At 49.5% G+C, this 14,827-nt stretch carries 9 protein-coding genes; 5 read left to right on the forward strand and 4 right to left on the reverse strand.

Annotated features, from left to right (window positions below):
- The first annotated feature begins 182 nt into the window (after nucleotides 1-182).
- Together DYH48_RS22035 and pbpC are read left to right on the forward strand one after the other, a co-directional pair.
- The gene (locus DYH48_RS22035; protein WP_115335921.1) at nucleotides 183-5,801 is read left to right on the forward strand and encodes an alpha-2-macroglobulin family protein; all 5,619 of its coding nucleotides are present in this window, start codon (nucleotides 183-185) and stop codon (nucleotides 5,799-5,801) included.
- Nucleotides 5,798-8,080, forward strand: coding sequence for a penicillin-binding protein 1C (gene pbpC / locus DYH48_RS22040; protein WP_115335922.1), 2,283 nt, complete (start codon nucleotides 5,798-5,800; stop codon nucleotides 8,078-8,080). The genes DYH48_RS22035 and pbpC overlap by 4 nt, the downstream gene beginning before the upstream one ends.
- Before the next feature lie 24 nt (nucleotides 8,081-8,104).
- Here the strand turns inward: pbpC and DYH48_RS22045 are convergent, their stop codons facing one another.
- The 4 genes from DYH48_RS22045 to DYH48_RS22060 all read right to left on the reverse strand — a co-directional run bounded on the left by DYH48_RS22045 (nucleotide 8,105) and on the right by DYH48_RS22060 (nucleotide 12,085).
- On the reverse strand, nucleotides 8,105-8,356 hold the full coding sequence (locus DYH48_RS22045; protein WP_115335923.1) for a hypothetical protein: 252 nt from the start codon (nucleotides 8,354-8,356) through the stop codon (nucleotides 8,105-8,107).
- Nucleotides 8,357-8,463: 107 nt separating this feature from the next.
- Nucleotides 8,464-9,603, reverse strand: coding sequence for an ABC transporter permease (locus tag DYH48_RS22050; protein ID WP_115335924.1), 1,140 nt, complete (start codon nucleotides 9,601-9,603; stop codon nucleotides 8,464-8,466).
- A 94-nt stretch (nucleotides 9,604-9,697) separates the two neighbouring features.
- Complete coding sequence (locus tag DYH48_RS22055) at nucleotides 9,698-10,432, reverse strand: ABC transporter ATP-binding protein (protein ID WP_115335925.1); 735 nt, start codon at nucleotides 10,430-10,432, stop codon at nucleotides 9,698-9,700.
- A gap of 3 nt (nucleotides 10,433-10,435) precedes the next feature.
- Entirely contained in the window at nucleotides 10,436-12,085 is a 1,650-nt protein-coding gene (locus DYH48_RS22060; RefSeq protein WP_115335926.1) for an alpha/beta hydrolase, read from the reverse strand.
- A gap of 93 nt (nucleotides 12,086-12,178) precedes the next feature.
- Here DYH48_RS22060 and DYH48_RS22065 point away from each other — a divergent pair, with 93 nt between their 5' ends.
- The 3 genes from DYH48_RS22065 to DYH48_RS22075 are packed head-to-tail and all read left to right on the forward strand — an operon-like array spanning nucleotide 12,179 to nucleotide 14,774.
- Nucleotides 12,179-12,550, forward strand: a complete 372-nt coding sequence (locus DYH48_RS22065; protein ID WP_006084836.1) for a GntR family transcriptional regulator — start codon at nucleotides 12,179-12,181, stop codon at nucleotides 12,548-12,550.
- A 53-nt stretch (nucleotides 12,551-12,603) separates the two neighbouring features.
- Nucleotides 12,604-13,467 (forward strand): ABC transporter ATP-binding protein, encoded by an 864-nt coding sequence (locus DYH48_RS22070; protein ID WP_115335927.1) that lies wholly within the window; start codon nucleotides 12,604-12,606, stop codon nucleotides 13,465-13,467.
- Nucleotides 13,464-14,774, forward strand: a complete 1,311-nt coding sequence (locus DYH48_RS22075; protein WP_115335928.1) for an ABC transporter permease — start codon at nucleotides 13,464-13,466, stop codon at nucleotides 14,772-14,774. The genes DYH48_RS22070 and DYH48_RS22075 overlap by 4 nt, the downstream gene beginning before the upstream one ends.
- Nucleotides 14,775-14,827: the final 53 nt, after the last annotated feature.

The raw sequence follows: 14,827 nt of genomic DNA on the forward strand, positions 1-14,827 counted from the left end.
GTTGCTGTCAGTCTAGGCAGACGCTGCGGCGGAGCTGTGGATGGAAATACATAGCCCACGCAAAATCGTCTATGGGTTGTAACATCTAGCCCCATTCGCCTCGGTTGATGTGGGTATTTATTTAATTCGTGTTGGTCATACTGCCATTGGATGCATCCGCGGGGATGTAGGAGAAATTAGGGATGAAGACTCTGTTAGCAAATATTTTTGGTCAATGGCAATCACCACCTTGGATGCGCTGGTGCAAAGCTCATCCAGGCAAAAGTATCGGTAGCCTATTAGCCCTATTATTCGTTGCAGCAGGCCTATGGAAGGCGTGGGATTGGTATCAGCATTTACCTAAACCACAAACAGTGCAGTCTAGAATATTCGCGCCGTCATTGACTAATTACGAGGCTGAGACGACTCAGGTTGCACCGCTCGTCGTTCGTTTTAGCGATTCAGTTGCCCCCCTCGATAATATAGGCAAACCCTTGAATAAGGGCGTCCATTTGAGCCCCGCTATTGCAGGTCAATGGCGCTGGGCGAGCGATAAACATCTACAGTTTCAACCTGATGGTGACTGGCCAGTGGATCAAGCCTACGATCTCACACTGGATAGTGACACATTATTAGCCAGTCATATTCTACTGGATAAGTATCGCCTCGAGTTTAAGACCGCTCCCTTCAGCGCCAATATTAGCGATGCCCGCCTTTACCATGATCCGAATCAGCCCAATATTCAAAAGTTTGTCGCAACCGTTCATTTTAGTCATCCCGTCGCTACACAAACCGTTAAGCCAGCCTTGTCTGTACTGTTAAGCCCAGGTTTAACCTATAGCCAAGACAGTGATTATGAGCTGACCTTCGATGATAAACACCTCAATGCCTATATTCATTCGGCGCCTTTAGCGACGCCATTGGAACCGAGCTCGGTTAAGTTAGAACTGAGTAAAGGGATTAAAGCGGCAACTGGCGGGAATGCGGCCGCAGAAGGCAGTACGCAGGTTAGTGTGCCGGGACGTTATCAGTTGAGTTTTTCCGCAGCGCAAATTGGTTTCGCCTATAACGATAAGGAAGAACCTGAGCCTGTACTGACCATGGAGAGTTCTCGTCCCGTGGGAGATGAGGCACTTAAAGGCAAGGTCGAAGCTTGGTTGTTGCCCCAGAAAGATCCCCAAGGGAATACGTACTGGAATACTCAAAATGTCACTGACTCAGTGTTGCTTGCAGCACCGAAAGTGTCATTGAGTCAAAACCCTGGAGCGGAAGGCCTTAATCAGTTACATAGCTTTAAATTTAAAGCACCTGTGGGGCGTTATCTTGCCATTAAAGTGGCTAAGCATGTGGAAGGTCAGGGTGGCTATTTGTCCCGTGATGCCGCTTTTTCCGTGGTGCGTATGCCGGAATATCCCAAGGCGCTTTCGTTCCTCGGCGAGGGCGCGCTACTAACGTTAAATGATGATCAACGTTTAGGTTATCTAGTGAGAGGTGTTGCAGATGTCAGGATTGAGGTCGGTCAACTGTTGCCCGATCAACTTCATCAGCTGGTGGATCAGAATTCGGGTATTTTCACGGCTCAGTATTTTAACAATGCCGCCTTCGACCGACTGGTGACACGCACTGAAATAACCCAAAGCTTCGCATCGACTGACCCCGCTAAAACCTCCTATGGTCAGGTGGACCTTAAATCCTACTTCGCGGATAAGCGCGGCATTTTTGTGCTTAAGTTAACGCCAGCCGAAGAGAATAATTACGGTACCTTCGACGATTATCCACGTGAGGCCCATGATTTACGTTTTGTGGTAGTCACTGATCTGGGGATTTTGGCTAAGCGCAGTGTCGACGGCAGTTTGGATATATTTGTGCAGTCATTATCCAAGGGCTTAGCAATTGCCGATGCCAAGGTGGAAGTGGTCGGACGCAACGGTCTGCCAGTGGCGCAAGGACTTACTGATCCACAAGGGCATGTGCATTTACCTCAGTTAGGTGAATTGCGTCGTGAAAAAACGCCGCTTTTCTATCGGGTAGAAAAAGCCGGAGATGTGTCTTTCTTGCCGATAGGCGATTGGCACCGTCAGCTCGATATGTCCCGTTTTGATATTGGCGGTAGCTACGAGAGTGAAGATCCTAATACGCTGAGCGCGTATCTCTTTACTGACCGAGGGTTATATCGACCAGGTGAAACGGCCCATGTGGCGAGTTTAGTCAGGAGCCAGAGTTGGGCAGCCTCTTTTAAGGGCTTGCCAGTCAAAATGGTGGTGACAGATCCGCGGGGCATTAATGTATTAGATCGCATATTTAATTTAGATGCGAGCGGTTTTAACAGTTTGGACTTTAGCAGTACCGAGGCCGCTGTGGCAGGTGAGTACACTGCCAGCTTATCTTTAATCCGCGATAAACATCGTTTGACTCGTTTGGGTGAGGTGAGCTTTAAAGTTCGCGATTTTGAACCTGATCGTATCAAGGTCAGAGTAACCCTAGGGGCGACGGATGGCGGCACTGGTTTAGGGTGGTTAAAACCTGAGGACGTGTCGGCTAAGGTTCAGGCTGAGCAGCTGTTTGGTGGACCCGCGGGCGATCGACGCGTGACGGGCGAAATTGTACTGTCGCCCACGGATATTAGTTTTAAGGAGTGGCCAGGTTATTACTTTGGTGTGTTAGGTGAGTTGAAAGAATCCTTCCGTGAGACCTTAGCGGAAGTGAATACCAATGAAGAAGGCGTTGCAGGGCTGAATCTCGCCTTAGATCGTTTCGGACAGACGACGTTCAAGTTGCATCTGCTTGCAAAAGTGTATGAGGCAGGATCCGGTAGAGGTGTGAGTGCTCAAGATCAGGCACTGGTCTCGAGCGCCGATATGCTACTGGGTTATAAAGCCGATGGTGATTTGGGCTTTATTAGCAAAGGTGGAGAACGGCATCTTAAGCTAGTGACTGTGGGTCAAGATTTACAACCTCAAGCCGTACAACTTAAGGCTGAACGTATTGCTCGACGTTGGGTCTCTGTGTTGGTGAAGCAAAATGATGGCACGTATCGTTATGAGTCACGTCGTAAAGATACGCTATTGGAAAGCACAGATTTACAGCTTGAGCAGGGTCAACTCGATTTGTCTCTCGATACGCGTGAGTCTGGTGATTACCGATTAAGGATCATCGATGCCGAAGGGCGCCAGCTTAACCAAATTGACTATAGTGTTGCGGGTCAGGGAAATGCGAGTCGTGCCTTAGAGCGTAATGCTGAACTCCAGCTCAAGTTAGACAAAGATGAGTATCAACCCGGCGAGACGATCAAACTCGCGATTCAAGCTCCCTACACTGGTGCGGGTTTGATCACCATTGAGCGAGATAAAGTTTATGCATTTAAATGGTTTAAAGCAGATAGCAGTCGCTCGGTGCAATCGATCCAATTGCCAAAGGGGATAGAAGGCAATGCCTATGTGAATGTGCAGTTCTTGCGTGCGCCAGACTCTGATGAGATTTTTATGAGTCCGTTATCCTATGCGGTTAAACCCTTTAAGATAGATTTAGGGGAGCGTCGTCAGCCCTTATCGTTAAGCCTGCCAGAGCAGATGAAGCCGGGTAATGAGCTAAAAATTGGCTTGAACTTGTCTACAGCTTCAAAAGTCGTGGTCTTTGGGGTGGATGAAGGCATATTACAAGTCGCCCGTTATCAAACTCCCGATCCGTTAGGACACTTCTTTGCTAAAAAGGCGTTGACGGTAAACTCGAGCCAAATCTTAGACTTGTTATTACCAGATCTTAACGTGTTAATGCGTAATGCCGCACCGGGCGGAGATGCCGAAGCTTTGCTCGCTGCAAATTTGAATCCGTTTAAGCGTAAACGTGCATCGCCTGTCGTATATTGGTCTGGACTACAGGAGCTCAGCGCCGGTGAACAGCAGTTTAATTACAGTGTGCCCGATACGTTTAATGGAAAGATTCATTTCTTTGCCGTCAGTGTGACTGACAGCAATATGGGTGTTGCCGAAGCTTCAGTTCACGTGAAGGCGCCAGTGGTGATGAGTCCAAATGTGCCCGCGTTTTTGGCTCCAGGTGATGAGGCCGAAATCACGCTTGGACTCTACAACACTGAGCCTACATCTACCCATGTCCAAGTGGCTTTATCTTTGGAGGGTGGATTGACCCAGCTAGAGGGTGCTGAGCAATCGTTTGATATTCTACCGGGACAAGAGGCCACGGCGCGTTTCAAACTCAAGGCGATTGAGCCTCTGGGAGAGGCGAAGTTGCATTGGACGCTCAAGGGTGAACAAGGAGATTTCCAGATTGGAGAGAGTATTTCAATCCGGCCTCTAACCACGAATCGCGTGCAGTTGCAGACGGCAGTGTTAGATAGTGCAGAGAAGCAATTATCGCTGGAGCGGAAGCTATTTGAGCCTTTTAGCCGCAAAGAGGCGGGACTGCAAAGTAGCCCCTTGGTCTGGGCGCAGGGATTAAGTGCTTATCTCGATAGTTATCCCCATGCCTGTACCGAACAACTGGTATCTAAATCTGTTCCAGCCCTGATATTAGGGAAACCGCAGGAGAATTTACCCGCCTTTAATCAACTGATTGCTCAGCTCCGTAGCCGCCAGAACAGTGAAGGTGCCTTCGGTCTATGGGCTGCAAATCCCGTTGTTGAACCTATGGTATCCCTGTATGTCGTGGATATGCTATTGGACGCCAAAGGCAATGGCTATGCTGTACCGCAGGACATGCTAGAGAGAGCCAATGGCTATTTATCTGTGCTGAGCACTGGCCCGAGTAGTGGTTTGAGCGAGTTGCGTCAGCGCGCCTACGGCACTTATCTCTTGGCTCGCCAAGGTGTGCAGGTCAGCGGTGCTCTGGCTGATATTCGCGATCGATTACAGCGTTATTATCCTAAAGATTGGCAGTCTGATATTGCGAGTGCTTGGCTAGCGGCGAGTTTCACACTTATGCAGCAACAGTCGCTGGCGAAGCCATTGTGGGAAGCACAAACATGGGAATTAATGCAGAAAACGCCGAAGCGTTTCGATCTATATTTAGATCCTTTGGTTCATGATGCTCAATTGCTAACCCTAGTCGCCCGCCACGCACCAGAACGCCTTGAGAAGCTACCCGAGGGATTGTTAGAACGTGTGGGTAACTGGCTATCGGCACAACGTTATACTTCTCTATCTGCTGGAACGCTAGTACGAGCACTGGCGGCTTACGATCAGCAAGCAAGCAGTGGTGAGTTGACGTTAACCGCTCAAGTGGCGGACAAGTGGCTGCTGCAAACCTTGCCCAAGGCTGAGTTGCCGTTTACTACTGATAAGGTCAAAGTCCAAAAGACGGGGGCTGCCGATGCTTTCTATATGTTGATGGAAGCCGGTTTCGATAAGCAGCCCGTTGCCGCTTTCAGTCACGGTTTAGAAGTGAGTCGCGATTATCTCGATCTTAAGGGCGAGCCGCTTAAGGGATTGAAAGTCGGAGAGGAGTTCTTAGTTCGATTGCGACTGCGTGCGACGTCGCTCGAACAGCTGGAACAAGTCGTTGTTATCGATCTGCTCCCCGGTGGTGTTGAGCCAGTATATAGAGACAAAGGTGAAGAATTCAGTGGTTGGCAGCCACCAATAGGCGTTGGCGAACGGAGTGATTGGTCACCTTCTTGGCTCAATGTCCGTGAGGATAGAGTCGTATTGTATGGTACGGCTAGCCGTGATGTGGGCAGCTTTACTTACAAAGCGCGCGCAACCAATGTTGGCCATTTCCAAGTGCCAGCTGCCTATGCTGAAGGGCTGTATGATCCTCTGCAACAAGCACTGGGGGCGGGCAGTGAATTAGTGATCTCTGCTCCATGAGATCCGTTTATTTAGCCTTAGTCGCCCTAGCCGTCATATTGCTAGGGCTTAGACTTTGGCCTGCGCAGCCATTGAGCCAACTGATGCCCAGTTCACGTGAGGTGTTGGCTGCCGATGGCTCTTTAATGCGCCTGACCTTAGCCACTGATGGCCAATATCGACTCTGGCAAGATTTAGAGGATATCTCCCCCATCATGATTAAGGTCATGTTGTTAAAGGAAGATCGCTATTTCTATTATCACCCAGGTGTTAATCCAGTCGCATTAGTACGTGCCATATTAGCCACTTATGTTGGCGGTGATCGTCAAGGTGCCTCGACCCTGACTATGCAGTTAGTTCGTCGAGTTTATGATATTAACAGTCGCACTGTGTCGGGCAAATTAGAGCAGATCTTGGCGGCATTTTGGTTAGAGGCTCGTTATAGCAAGCATGAGCTATTAGAGGCTTATCTTAACCTCGCTCCCATGGGGGGCAATATCGAAGGGGTTGGTGCTGCAAGTCAGATTTATTTCCATAAAATCGCGGCTGAGTTGTCTTTGAGCGAAGCCTTGAGCTTAGCGGTTATGCCTCAGAGTCCAGCGCGTCGGGCTCGGTTTCAGGCAGACTTTCAAGCGGCGAGGGATAGGCTGGCGCTATTTTGGCAGCAGACCTATCCAGATGATCCTCGTAATCAAGGCTTGCTGGTGTTGACGGCCCTAGGGGCTGAACGCAACGAGCTGCCTTTTAAGGCGCCCCATTTTACGCGTCGACAACTACGCCAAGACGCGACCATTATTCACACGACAATAGAGCCTAAATTACAAACGCTGCTTGAACTGCGAATTCGTCAGTATGTTGCGGGTAAGCGCCATTTAGGCGTGAATAATGCCACAGCGCTATTGATCGATACCCGTGATCAGGCGATTAAGGCTTGGGTGGGGTCAGCTGATTTTTTTAATCCCATGATTTATGGTCAGGTTGATGGTGTTGTCGCCCGCCGCTCCCCGGGTTCGACTCTGAAACCCTTTCTCTATGCGTTAGGTTTAGATCAAGGAATTATTCATCCCCAAAGTATCATTAAAGATGCGCCTACCGCTTTTGGGAGTTTTGAACCGGAGAATTTCGACCATCGCTTCACGGGCCCTATTAGTGCCCACGATGCTTTGATCAAGAGCCGCAATCTACCTGCAGTGTGGTTGGCCGGACAGTTGACTCGTCCTAATTTGTACGGCTTTTTACGACAAGCCCAGATACTTGGCCTAAGGGGAGAAAGCCATTATGGGCTAGCACTTGCCTTAGGGGGTGGCGAGTTGACTATGATGGAACTTGGCAGACTCTACCTAATGCTAGCGAGTGAGGGACGTTACTATCCTTTACGGGAGAGGACAGATCAGCCCATTAATCCGCCGAGCACTCAGTTATTGAGTCCAGCTGCGAGCTTTCTTGTGTTGGATATGCTTAAAGACAATCCGCGCGCCGATGGTTTACCTAAGCAGGGCTGGCGTGTGGCTTGGAAGACGGGTACCTCTTGGGGATTCCATGATGCCTGGAGCGCTGGCGTCGCTGGCCCCTATGTATTGGTGGTCTGGGTAGGGAATTTCGATGCAACGCCGAATGCTGCTTTTATTGGTGCTGAAATAGCTGGGCCATTATTTTTTAGCATCAGTGATGCTTTGCAGGCAAGTCTGCCGAGTACCGCCGATAAAGCCTTAGCTCAACCCAGTACAGTGAAAAAAGTGAACATTTGCGCCGAATCAGGTGAGTTGCCTAACCTGTGGTGCCCTAAAGTGGTTGAGGGTTGGTTTATTCCCGGCGTCTCCCCCGTCAAAGTGTCTACGCTACATCGTCCTGTTTGGGTTGATAATCAAACGGGTATGGCAGTGTGTCCACCCTATGATACTCAAACCCAGCACCAAGAAGTCTTCGCTTTCTGGCCTTCGGACATGGCGAGTTTATTTGAGCAGGCGGGGTTACCACGTAAGTTAGCGCCACAGTTGCCCGAATCGTGTCGTAACACTATTCAGCTCACTAGCATAGATCCTGTTATTCGCTCCCCCCTGAGAAATGTCACTTATAGCTTGAGGCAAAGTCATTTAAATGAACATATTGCATTGAAAGCCGATGCTGCATCCGACGCGAGTATATTGTACTGGTTTGTTGGGCGGGATCTCATCGGCCAAAGCTTACCGAAACAGACCTTAGAGTGGCGGCCCTCGACGGCGGGTGACTATAAGTTATCTGTCACTGACGACAAGGGTCGTAGTGCGAGTTTGAATCTTAATGTCAGCATCTTGCAGTAACCCTAATGGTTTTAGGCCTGACTCTTATTTTAACGCGCTAATCTGTTGCTTTAGCTCGTACTCTGGCTCTGTCACTATTTTTTCAAGCACTTGCACTCGCTCGATTAGTGCTTGGTTTTGTAGGCTGAGTTGAGTCACTTTATCCATAAGGTGGCTATCGTCTGTGGTGCCGACTCCAAGTTGGCGCGCCTTTAGATAGTGCTTAAACATTTCAGTGGCACTGATTCCTATGATGAAGGTGACCATAATCACCATTAAGACATATTCGTTTTCCATAACAAACTCCCATTACTGTTGAGGTTTTCAACTTGGGAACGACAGGATAGTCGTTCCCAAGTTTGTCGGTTAAAGTTTATTGCCCCAAGTTGATCAATCGAAGCATCCTACAAACCGAAGATCACTTTTTCACTCTTGAGCGACCTTTCCATGCCAAAGGCGAGTAGTACTGCGATGGCGAGCGTGCCTAAGGTCGAAACCAGTAACTGCAACATGGGCAAGTCTTTACCTTTGATAAAGTCCATTAAGGCCTGTTGCTGACCCGAGACCGGCAGCCACTGCAGTATGTCTGGCGCTATGTTGTAGCTGGCGGCCATCGATAAGGCTAAGGGTACAAACAACACCATGGTTAGGTAGGACTGGGCTTCCTTAAAGGTTTTCGCCATGAAAGACACAAACAATTGCAAGCAAGCGGCCATTAACGCAACAGGGATACCGACCACTAACATCAGCGCCATAAATTCTGTGGTGATGTTGACGCTAAAGCCTAACTCCTGCCAAGGTACAAAGGTGTAGGCGACTTTAGATACCAGCAAAATCAGCACTAAGCCTAAGAGAGCAAACAGACTCACAGCGATGATTTTCGACAGCACTAATTGGCGTGTGGTCAATGGATGACTGAGTAACAGAGCTAGCGAGTTACGTTCGCGTTCACCCGCGCTGGTATCTATGGCGAGGTTCATGCCCGAGATAAATACCGAGTAAATCATAGTGAAAATCGCGATACCTAAGATCATTCCGCCCTTAGAGTCTGTTGTCGCTTGGTCGTGGACACTGACCTTCAGTGGCTGCATCACGCGAGGATCGATACCGCGGGCAATCAGTCGTAGGCTGCCCATTTCTGTGCTGTAGGACTGCAGTTGCTTCTCGAGTCTACGAATCGAGTTTTGCAGTTTTTCATCGGAATTATCGGCAACAATCGTGATCTCGGCGCCTTTGCCTTGATTCATCTGCGCGGCATAGTCGGGGCTGATGATAAGCTCTATGGCTTTAAGCTCACTGTCCTTCACTTCACCGCTGCTAATGCCTTTATTCGACAAAAAACGCACTAAATCCGGTGCTTTATCGGGATTGGTAATAGTGATTTTTAGATCGTCTGGACTCGTCAGCTGACCAATTAACACCATAAATAGGCCGCACATGATCAGCGGCGTGCCGATGGCGTAGTAAAGCCCTGCCATCACAGAGCGCTTATCTCGGGCGGCGTCGATGAGTTCTTTACGAACCATAGCCATTATTTTATTCATGCTGTCATTCCTTTAACCATGTTCTTAAATTCCACGCCTTTACATATCAAGCTCTTAAAGGTTAAAACCTGCGGGCGTAATCTTTGCTGAGTCATCATGCCGCTATCCCTTCATCTGTGCCGATCAGTTGAATAAAGGCTTCTTCGAGTGTGTCTTTACCCGTTTGGGTGCACAGTTCGGTGGGGCTACCAATGGCGACGACTCTGCCCTGAGCCATAACGATCACTTGGTCACACAGCGCGGCGACTTCTTGCATCACATGGCTAGAGAACAGCACGCAATGTCCTTGATTCTTAAGGTCGATAAGAATGTCACGCAGCAGGCGAGTGCTCATCACATCGAGCCCTCGGGTTGGTTCGTCGAGGATAATATTGCTCGGGCTGTGGACAATGGCCTGTGCGAGGGCGGTTTTCATCCTTTGTCCTTGGGAGAAGCCTTTGCAGCGGCGATCGCTAATGTCTTCCAAACGTAATTTCGCAATCACTTGGCTGGTGGCCTCCTTGGCATCCTTAGAGGATAAGCCGCTTAGCTCGGCAAAATAACGAATGTATTCCCGTGGCGTTAAGCGTTCGTACAGACCAAAAGGGTCGGGGAATAATCCGAGTTGCTGCTTAGCGCCGATAGGGTCGATGGCGACATCTATCCCTTCGATTTCTGCTTTGCCGTTATCGGGTTTCAGCAAGCCAAAAATCGTGCGTAAACAGGTAGTTTTACCCGCGCCGTTGGGGCCGAGCAATCCTGTTATTTGGCCGTTTTGTGCGACGAAGCTTAAGTCATTGAGCGCCTGTACGTCACCGATGCGCTTGGAAAGATGGGATACTTTGATCATGGCTTACTCCTTGGCCCCTGTACTGGCGTGGTCATCCGTTGTCGTGGTTTTTGTGCTGGTCGCATCAAGCGGTTCTACCGAGCTGGCATTTAAATAAAAGCTGCGGCGCACATCTTTCTTTAAACATTCGCCGTCGAGATCTTTAACGGAACCCGAGCGAACGAGATCGGCGATAAGGTTATTGGCACAGGATTGATAGGCCACGCCGTGGGTCGCATAGGGGGCGACAAAGTGCTTGGCATTGGTGAGTTTTTCCATCGCTAACTCGCCCCAACTCGGCGGTGTGGCAGGGTCGATTTCGCCGGATAACAACAAGGTCGGAATGTCGCTGCTGATGGGCTCGCTAAAGCTTTTATCGACCGCGGGGACTTTCCATACTTCACACGTGGCTTCTAAGCCTTCGAGCATAGTTTTGCCCATAAAGGAGTGCTGAGCCTGTTCGCGCATGGCGGGCGTAATACGGTGCATATCTTCGCCACAGACCACGGATGCGTGCATACCCATCGCCATGCCAGCATTGTCGATAGTGAGGGAATACAAACCGAGTATGGGTTGGAAGTTGTGTTTCGCGGCTTGATGAATCGCATGGGGCACTAAGGCGCGCACATTGGCTTGATACAGCGCCATGCGGATGGAGCCGTAGAACTTACCGCGCGTCATGGTCAACATGGTCTTTTCACCCGTGACAGGGTCGTAGACGTTTTCCATCACAGGCGCTTTGGCGAGTGAGGCCGCAACTTGGTCGAATTCGGCTTTCAGCTCAGGGAACTGCGTATGACAAGCGGTGGTTTCTCGGCAATCTTTAAAGAGTAAATCAAAGCCTCGATCAATCGATGCGCCGATTTCTAATACGCTTTGTTGCATCGGCACTATGCCGTCTAAGGTCACTGTGGCTAAGTGTGCCGGGTATAAACGCATGTAAAGCTGCGCCATACGCGTGCCGTAGGAGATGCCGTAAATATGCAGTTTTTTGTAGCCTAAATGCTGACGTACGGCTTCGAAGTCTTTAATCGCGTTGAGGCTACCGTATTGGGTGACGTCGGCATCGATTTTGGCTAAGCATTTTTGGGTTTCGGCTTTGGTGTCGGCATTGTCATCATCGAATGACAGTGGAGATTGCGCGCCTTCATCGCAGGTCAGCAGATTCGAGCGGCCTGTGCCCCTTTGGTCGATCAGCAAGATATCCCGCTGTTGGCGGACTTTGCTCAGCATGGCATCGAAACCCGCGGCATTGTCTATGGCCGATTGTCCTGGACCGCCAGCAATGGCGAGTAAGGCTTCTTCATGGTTGACGTTTTTCACCGCGGGCAATACGACGTAATGCACTTGGATCTGTTTGCCATCGGGTTTGTTAGGATTTTCTGGAACAGTCACAAAACCGCAGTTTAGGCGATCGGATACGCCTTCCACATAACAAGTGTCGGTGTTATTCGCTATATCAGCCGCTTGTGTCTGTTGGCTTTTTACATCACTCGCCCACGTCGCCGTACTTGCCATCGCCAGCATGAGTGCGCTTATGCTTAACATACGCGAGCCTAAAATACGCGTACGCAATGTGGCAACAGTGGCATTAGTAGCGCCATGCCGTGGCCGAGTTGGCGAAGGGCGTTGAGCGGTGTTGCTTAACTTCCTGTGTGTCATGCTATCTATCATGCGCGCTTTCCTTTTTGCATTTCAGGACGAGTGTGTTAATTTAACTACCAGTGTATCGGTGTATCAATGTATTAATACAGTGTGTAGAGGCTAATGTTAGAACTTTTAAATGTCAACCCCAGTAGTGGTGAACCAATTTACAAGCAATTACACGAACAAGTCGTGCGTTTAATTGTGGGCGGTCAGCTACAAGTGGATGATGTCTTGCCCTCTGTGCGCCAGATTGCCGAGTATCTTGCGGTGAATCCTATGACTGTCTCCCGCGCGATTCAGCAGCTTGTCGATCAGGGGTGGCTCGAACGCCGCCGCGGCCAAGCGACAAAAGTCGCGCTGCGCACTGAGACTATGGCATCGGGGGCGAGCATGCTCGAACCCCAACTCGATGCTTTGTTGTCGCAGGCTAAACAGTTAGGCGTCAGCCTGCCCGAGTTAATGCAATTGATAAATGAACGCTGGCAAGACTAGCGTTAACCTACTGTCACTTATCGATAAAATAGAATAAAAAAGGATGATATTCGATGGACCAAGCGTGCACACCAATACTTGAATTTAGCCAAGTGAATAAAGTCTTTCGCGGTAAAGGCGCAGGTGAAAAGTGGGCGCTTAAGGATTTATCGTTAACCTTGTCCGCGGGCATGGTGGTCGGGTTATTAGGGCAAAATGGGGCGGGTAAATCGACCCTAATGCGCTGCGCTTTGGGTGTGCTCATGCCGGATTCAGGCAGTATTGTTACCTTAGGCGAAACGCCCGAAAACTTAACTTCAAAGGCAAAGGAGCGCTTAGGTTATGTGCCGCAGCAACCTTTTGGTTATGAAGGTTTTACCATTGAACGGGCTCTCGATTTACACCGCAGTTTTTATCCCAATTGGGACATGCAATTAGAGCAAGATTGGCTAGTACGGTTCGAGCTAGATGTGACTCAACAGGTGCAACGTTTATCTGTGGGGCAAAGGCAATCGCTAGCCTTGATTATGGCGATGGCCTATCGCCCTGAACTGTTGATCCTCGATGAGCCCGTCGCCAGTCTCGACCCGATTGTACGGCGTAAATTTATGGTCGATTTGTTCGATCTCGCCCTCGAATCGGGTTCCGCTGTACTGTTTTCATCCCATATCACTTCAGATATCGAGCGGGTTGCCAGTCATGTGGCGCTGATTAAACACGGCGAATTAGTGCTGTTTAAAGAAATCGATGCCCTACGGGAACAAGTGCGTTTACTCACTCTCGCGCCCGAAACGGTTTTGCCTGAGTCGGTCACTGTGTTGAGTCGTGTCGGTGATTCAGTGCTGGTGGATTTAGGCGAGCACAGCGCGCTAATTTCGGGCGTGTTAAAGAACGAAGCGCTTAATCTGGAACAGCTTTTTATGGAGCTACACAGATGAGTGCGCCAGAACTTAACATCACGCCGACAGCTAAAATGAAAGGCGCGCGGTTGATGAATCCATTTAATGGCATGCTGCGTCTTTGGTGTTTTGACGTCGGCAGTGTGAGCTTTTTAGGTACCGGCTTACTGGGAATGATCTTAGGTTGCATTACAGCGTTGCAGGGCAAAAGTGACAGTGCTGAACTGTTGTTTTCTATGGGAATCGTTTCAAGCTCGGCGGCGGTGGCATGGCAACTCATACGTTTGATGGCGAGCGAGTGCGCCCAGTTAATTCCCCATTATCGCCGCCATATTTATATCCAAAGCGCAGTGGTGTTAACCAGCGTATTTGGCATAAGCGTATTGTTCTGTTTAGCTTTAGGTTCAACGTCTAGCCTATCCACTTTAGTGTTAGCCTTGGTGATGAGTTTTGCCTTTATTTGCCTGTGTTTACTCAGCACTCAGTGGTTTTATGCTTCCTTCTTACTGTTTGTTTTAGTGCCGTTTATCTCCTTGATTACAGGTTATATTCCCCTATGGTTAAGCGCGATTGCACTGGTGGCGTTAGGTGCTTTCATTATCCGAATCTGCCGCGCTTTACCTTGGCGTGCTGAGGCGAGAACTGTGTACCTCAATGGCCTCGAAATGGGCTGGTTCTGGCTGCCCAATTTGCAATCGATGCGTATCTTAAGCCGTTTTGAGCGTTATCTGCATCCCACCAATTTTTTTATCGGCCCTATGCTGACGATTTTACTGCTGCTCATACCGGCAGTCTGCTTAGTGCTTGGGGTGTTATCGCATCAATTCCATCAGAATTTCCCCGTGTTACTGCTGTTGGCACAGTTCAGCGTGATTATGTGTTCGCTGGTGCATTGGAGCCGAGTGCAGCGTTCGCGCTCGACAGAAACCTTATTGCTGATGCCAGGATTTGATGGTCGAAAAGGACTCATAGCGGCTTTTTGCCGTGGCCAGCAACGACTGCTGAATGTGGTCGTTGGCATTATGCTGGCGTGTAGTCTGCTGCTGGGTTGGCTCAGTGGTGATTTGAATATGCAGTTAGTAGGTCATCTGGTGCTTAGCACTTACTGGGCCTGCGCTTTGACCTTAGGTTTTGGCTGCATGTGTCGCCGAGTGTTGCATGTCACGCTCACTATGACGGTTGTTGCGGGGCATTCCCTGTGGGTGTCCATCAGCCTTGCATCGTTACGCGATGGCGGCAATCTAGGCGATTGGATTATCTGGGATATGCTCTTAATGATACTTGGGAGCATAGTACTGATTTGGGGCAAGAAAATCCTCTGGAAGGGAGATGTCATTAGCGGCTAAATGGATATAGATTGCGATATTGGGATTCAGCTTGCACAAGATTAGAGCAAAAA

The sequence above is a fragment of the Shewanella baltica genome (genome assembly GCF_900456975.1).
GTDB lineage: Bacteria > Pseudomonadota > Gammaproteobacteria > Enterobacterales > Shewanellaceae > Shewanella > Shewanella baltica.

Coding starts and splice junctions, on each gene's coding strand:
- DYH48_RS22055 (WP_115335925.1), bottom strand. CDS start 10,432: ATGATCAAAGTATCCCATCTTTCCAAGCGCATCGGTGACGTACAGGCG.
- DYH48_RS22035 (WP_115335921.1), top strand. CDS start 183: ATGAAGACTCTGTTAGCAAATATTTTTGGTCAATGGCAATCACCACCT.
- DYH48_RS22050 (WP_115335924.1), bottom strand. CDS start 9,603: ATGAATAAAATAATGGCTATGGTTCGTAAAGAACTCATCGACGCCGCC.
- DYH48_RS22045 (WP_115335923.1), bottom strand. CDS start 8,356: ATGGAAAACGAATATGTCTTAATGGTGATTATGGTCACCTTCATCATA.
- DYH48_RS22075 (WP_115335928.1), top strand. CDS start 13,464: ATGAGTGCGCCAGAACTTAACATCACGCCGACAGCTAAAATGAAAGGC.
- DYH48_RS22060 (WP_115335926.1), bottom strand. CDS start 12,085: ATGATAGATAGCATGACACACAGGAAGTTAAGCAACACCGCTCAACGC.
- pbpC (WP_115335922.1), top strand. CDS start 5,798: ATGAGATCCGTTTATTTAGCCTTAGTCGCCCTAGCCGTCATATTGCTA.
- DYH48_RS22065 (WP_006084836.1), top strand. CDS start 12,179: ATGTTAGAACTTTTAAATGTCAACCCCAGTAGTGGTGAACCAATTTAC.
- DYH48_RS22070 (WP_115335927.1), top strand. CDS start 12,604: ATGGACCAAGCGTGCACACCAATACTTGAATTTAGCCAAGTGAATAAA.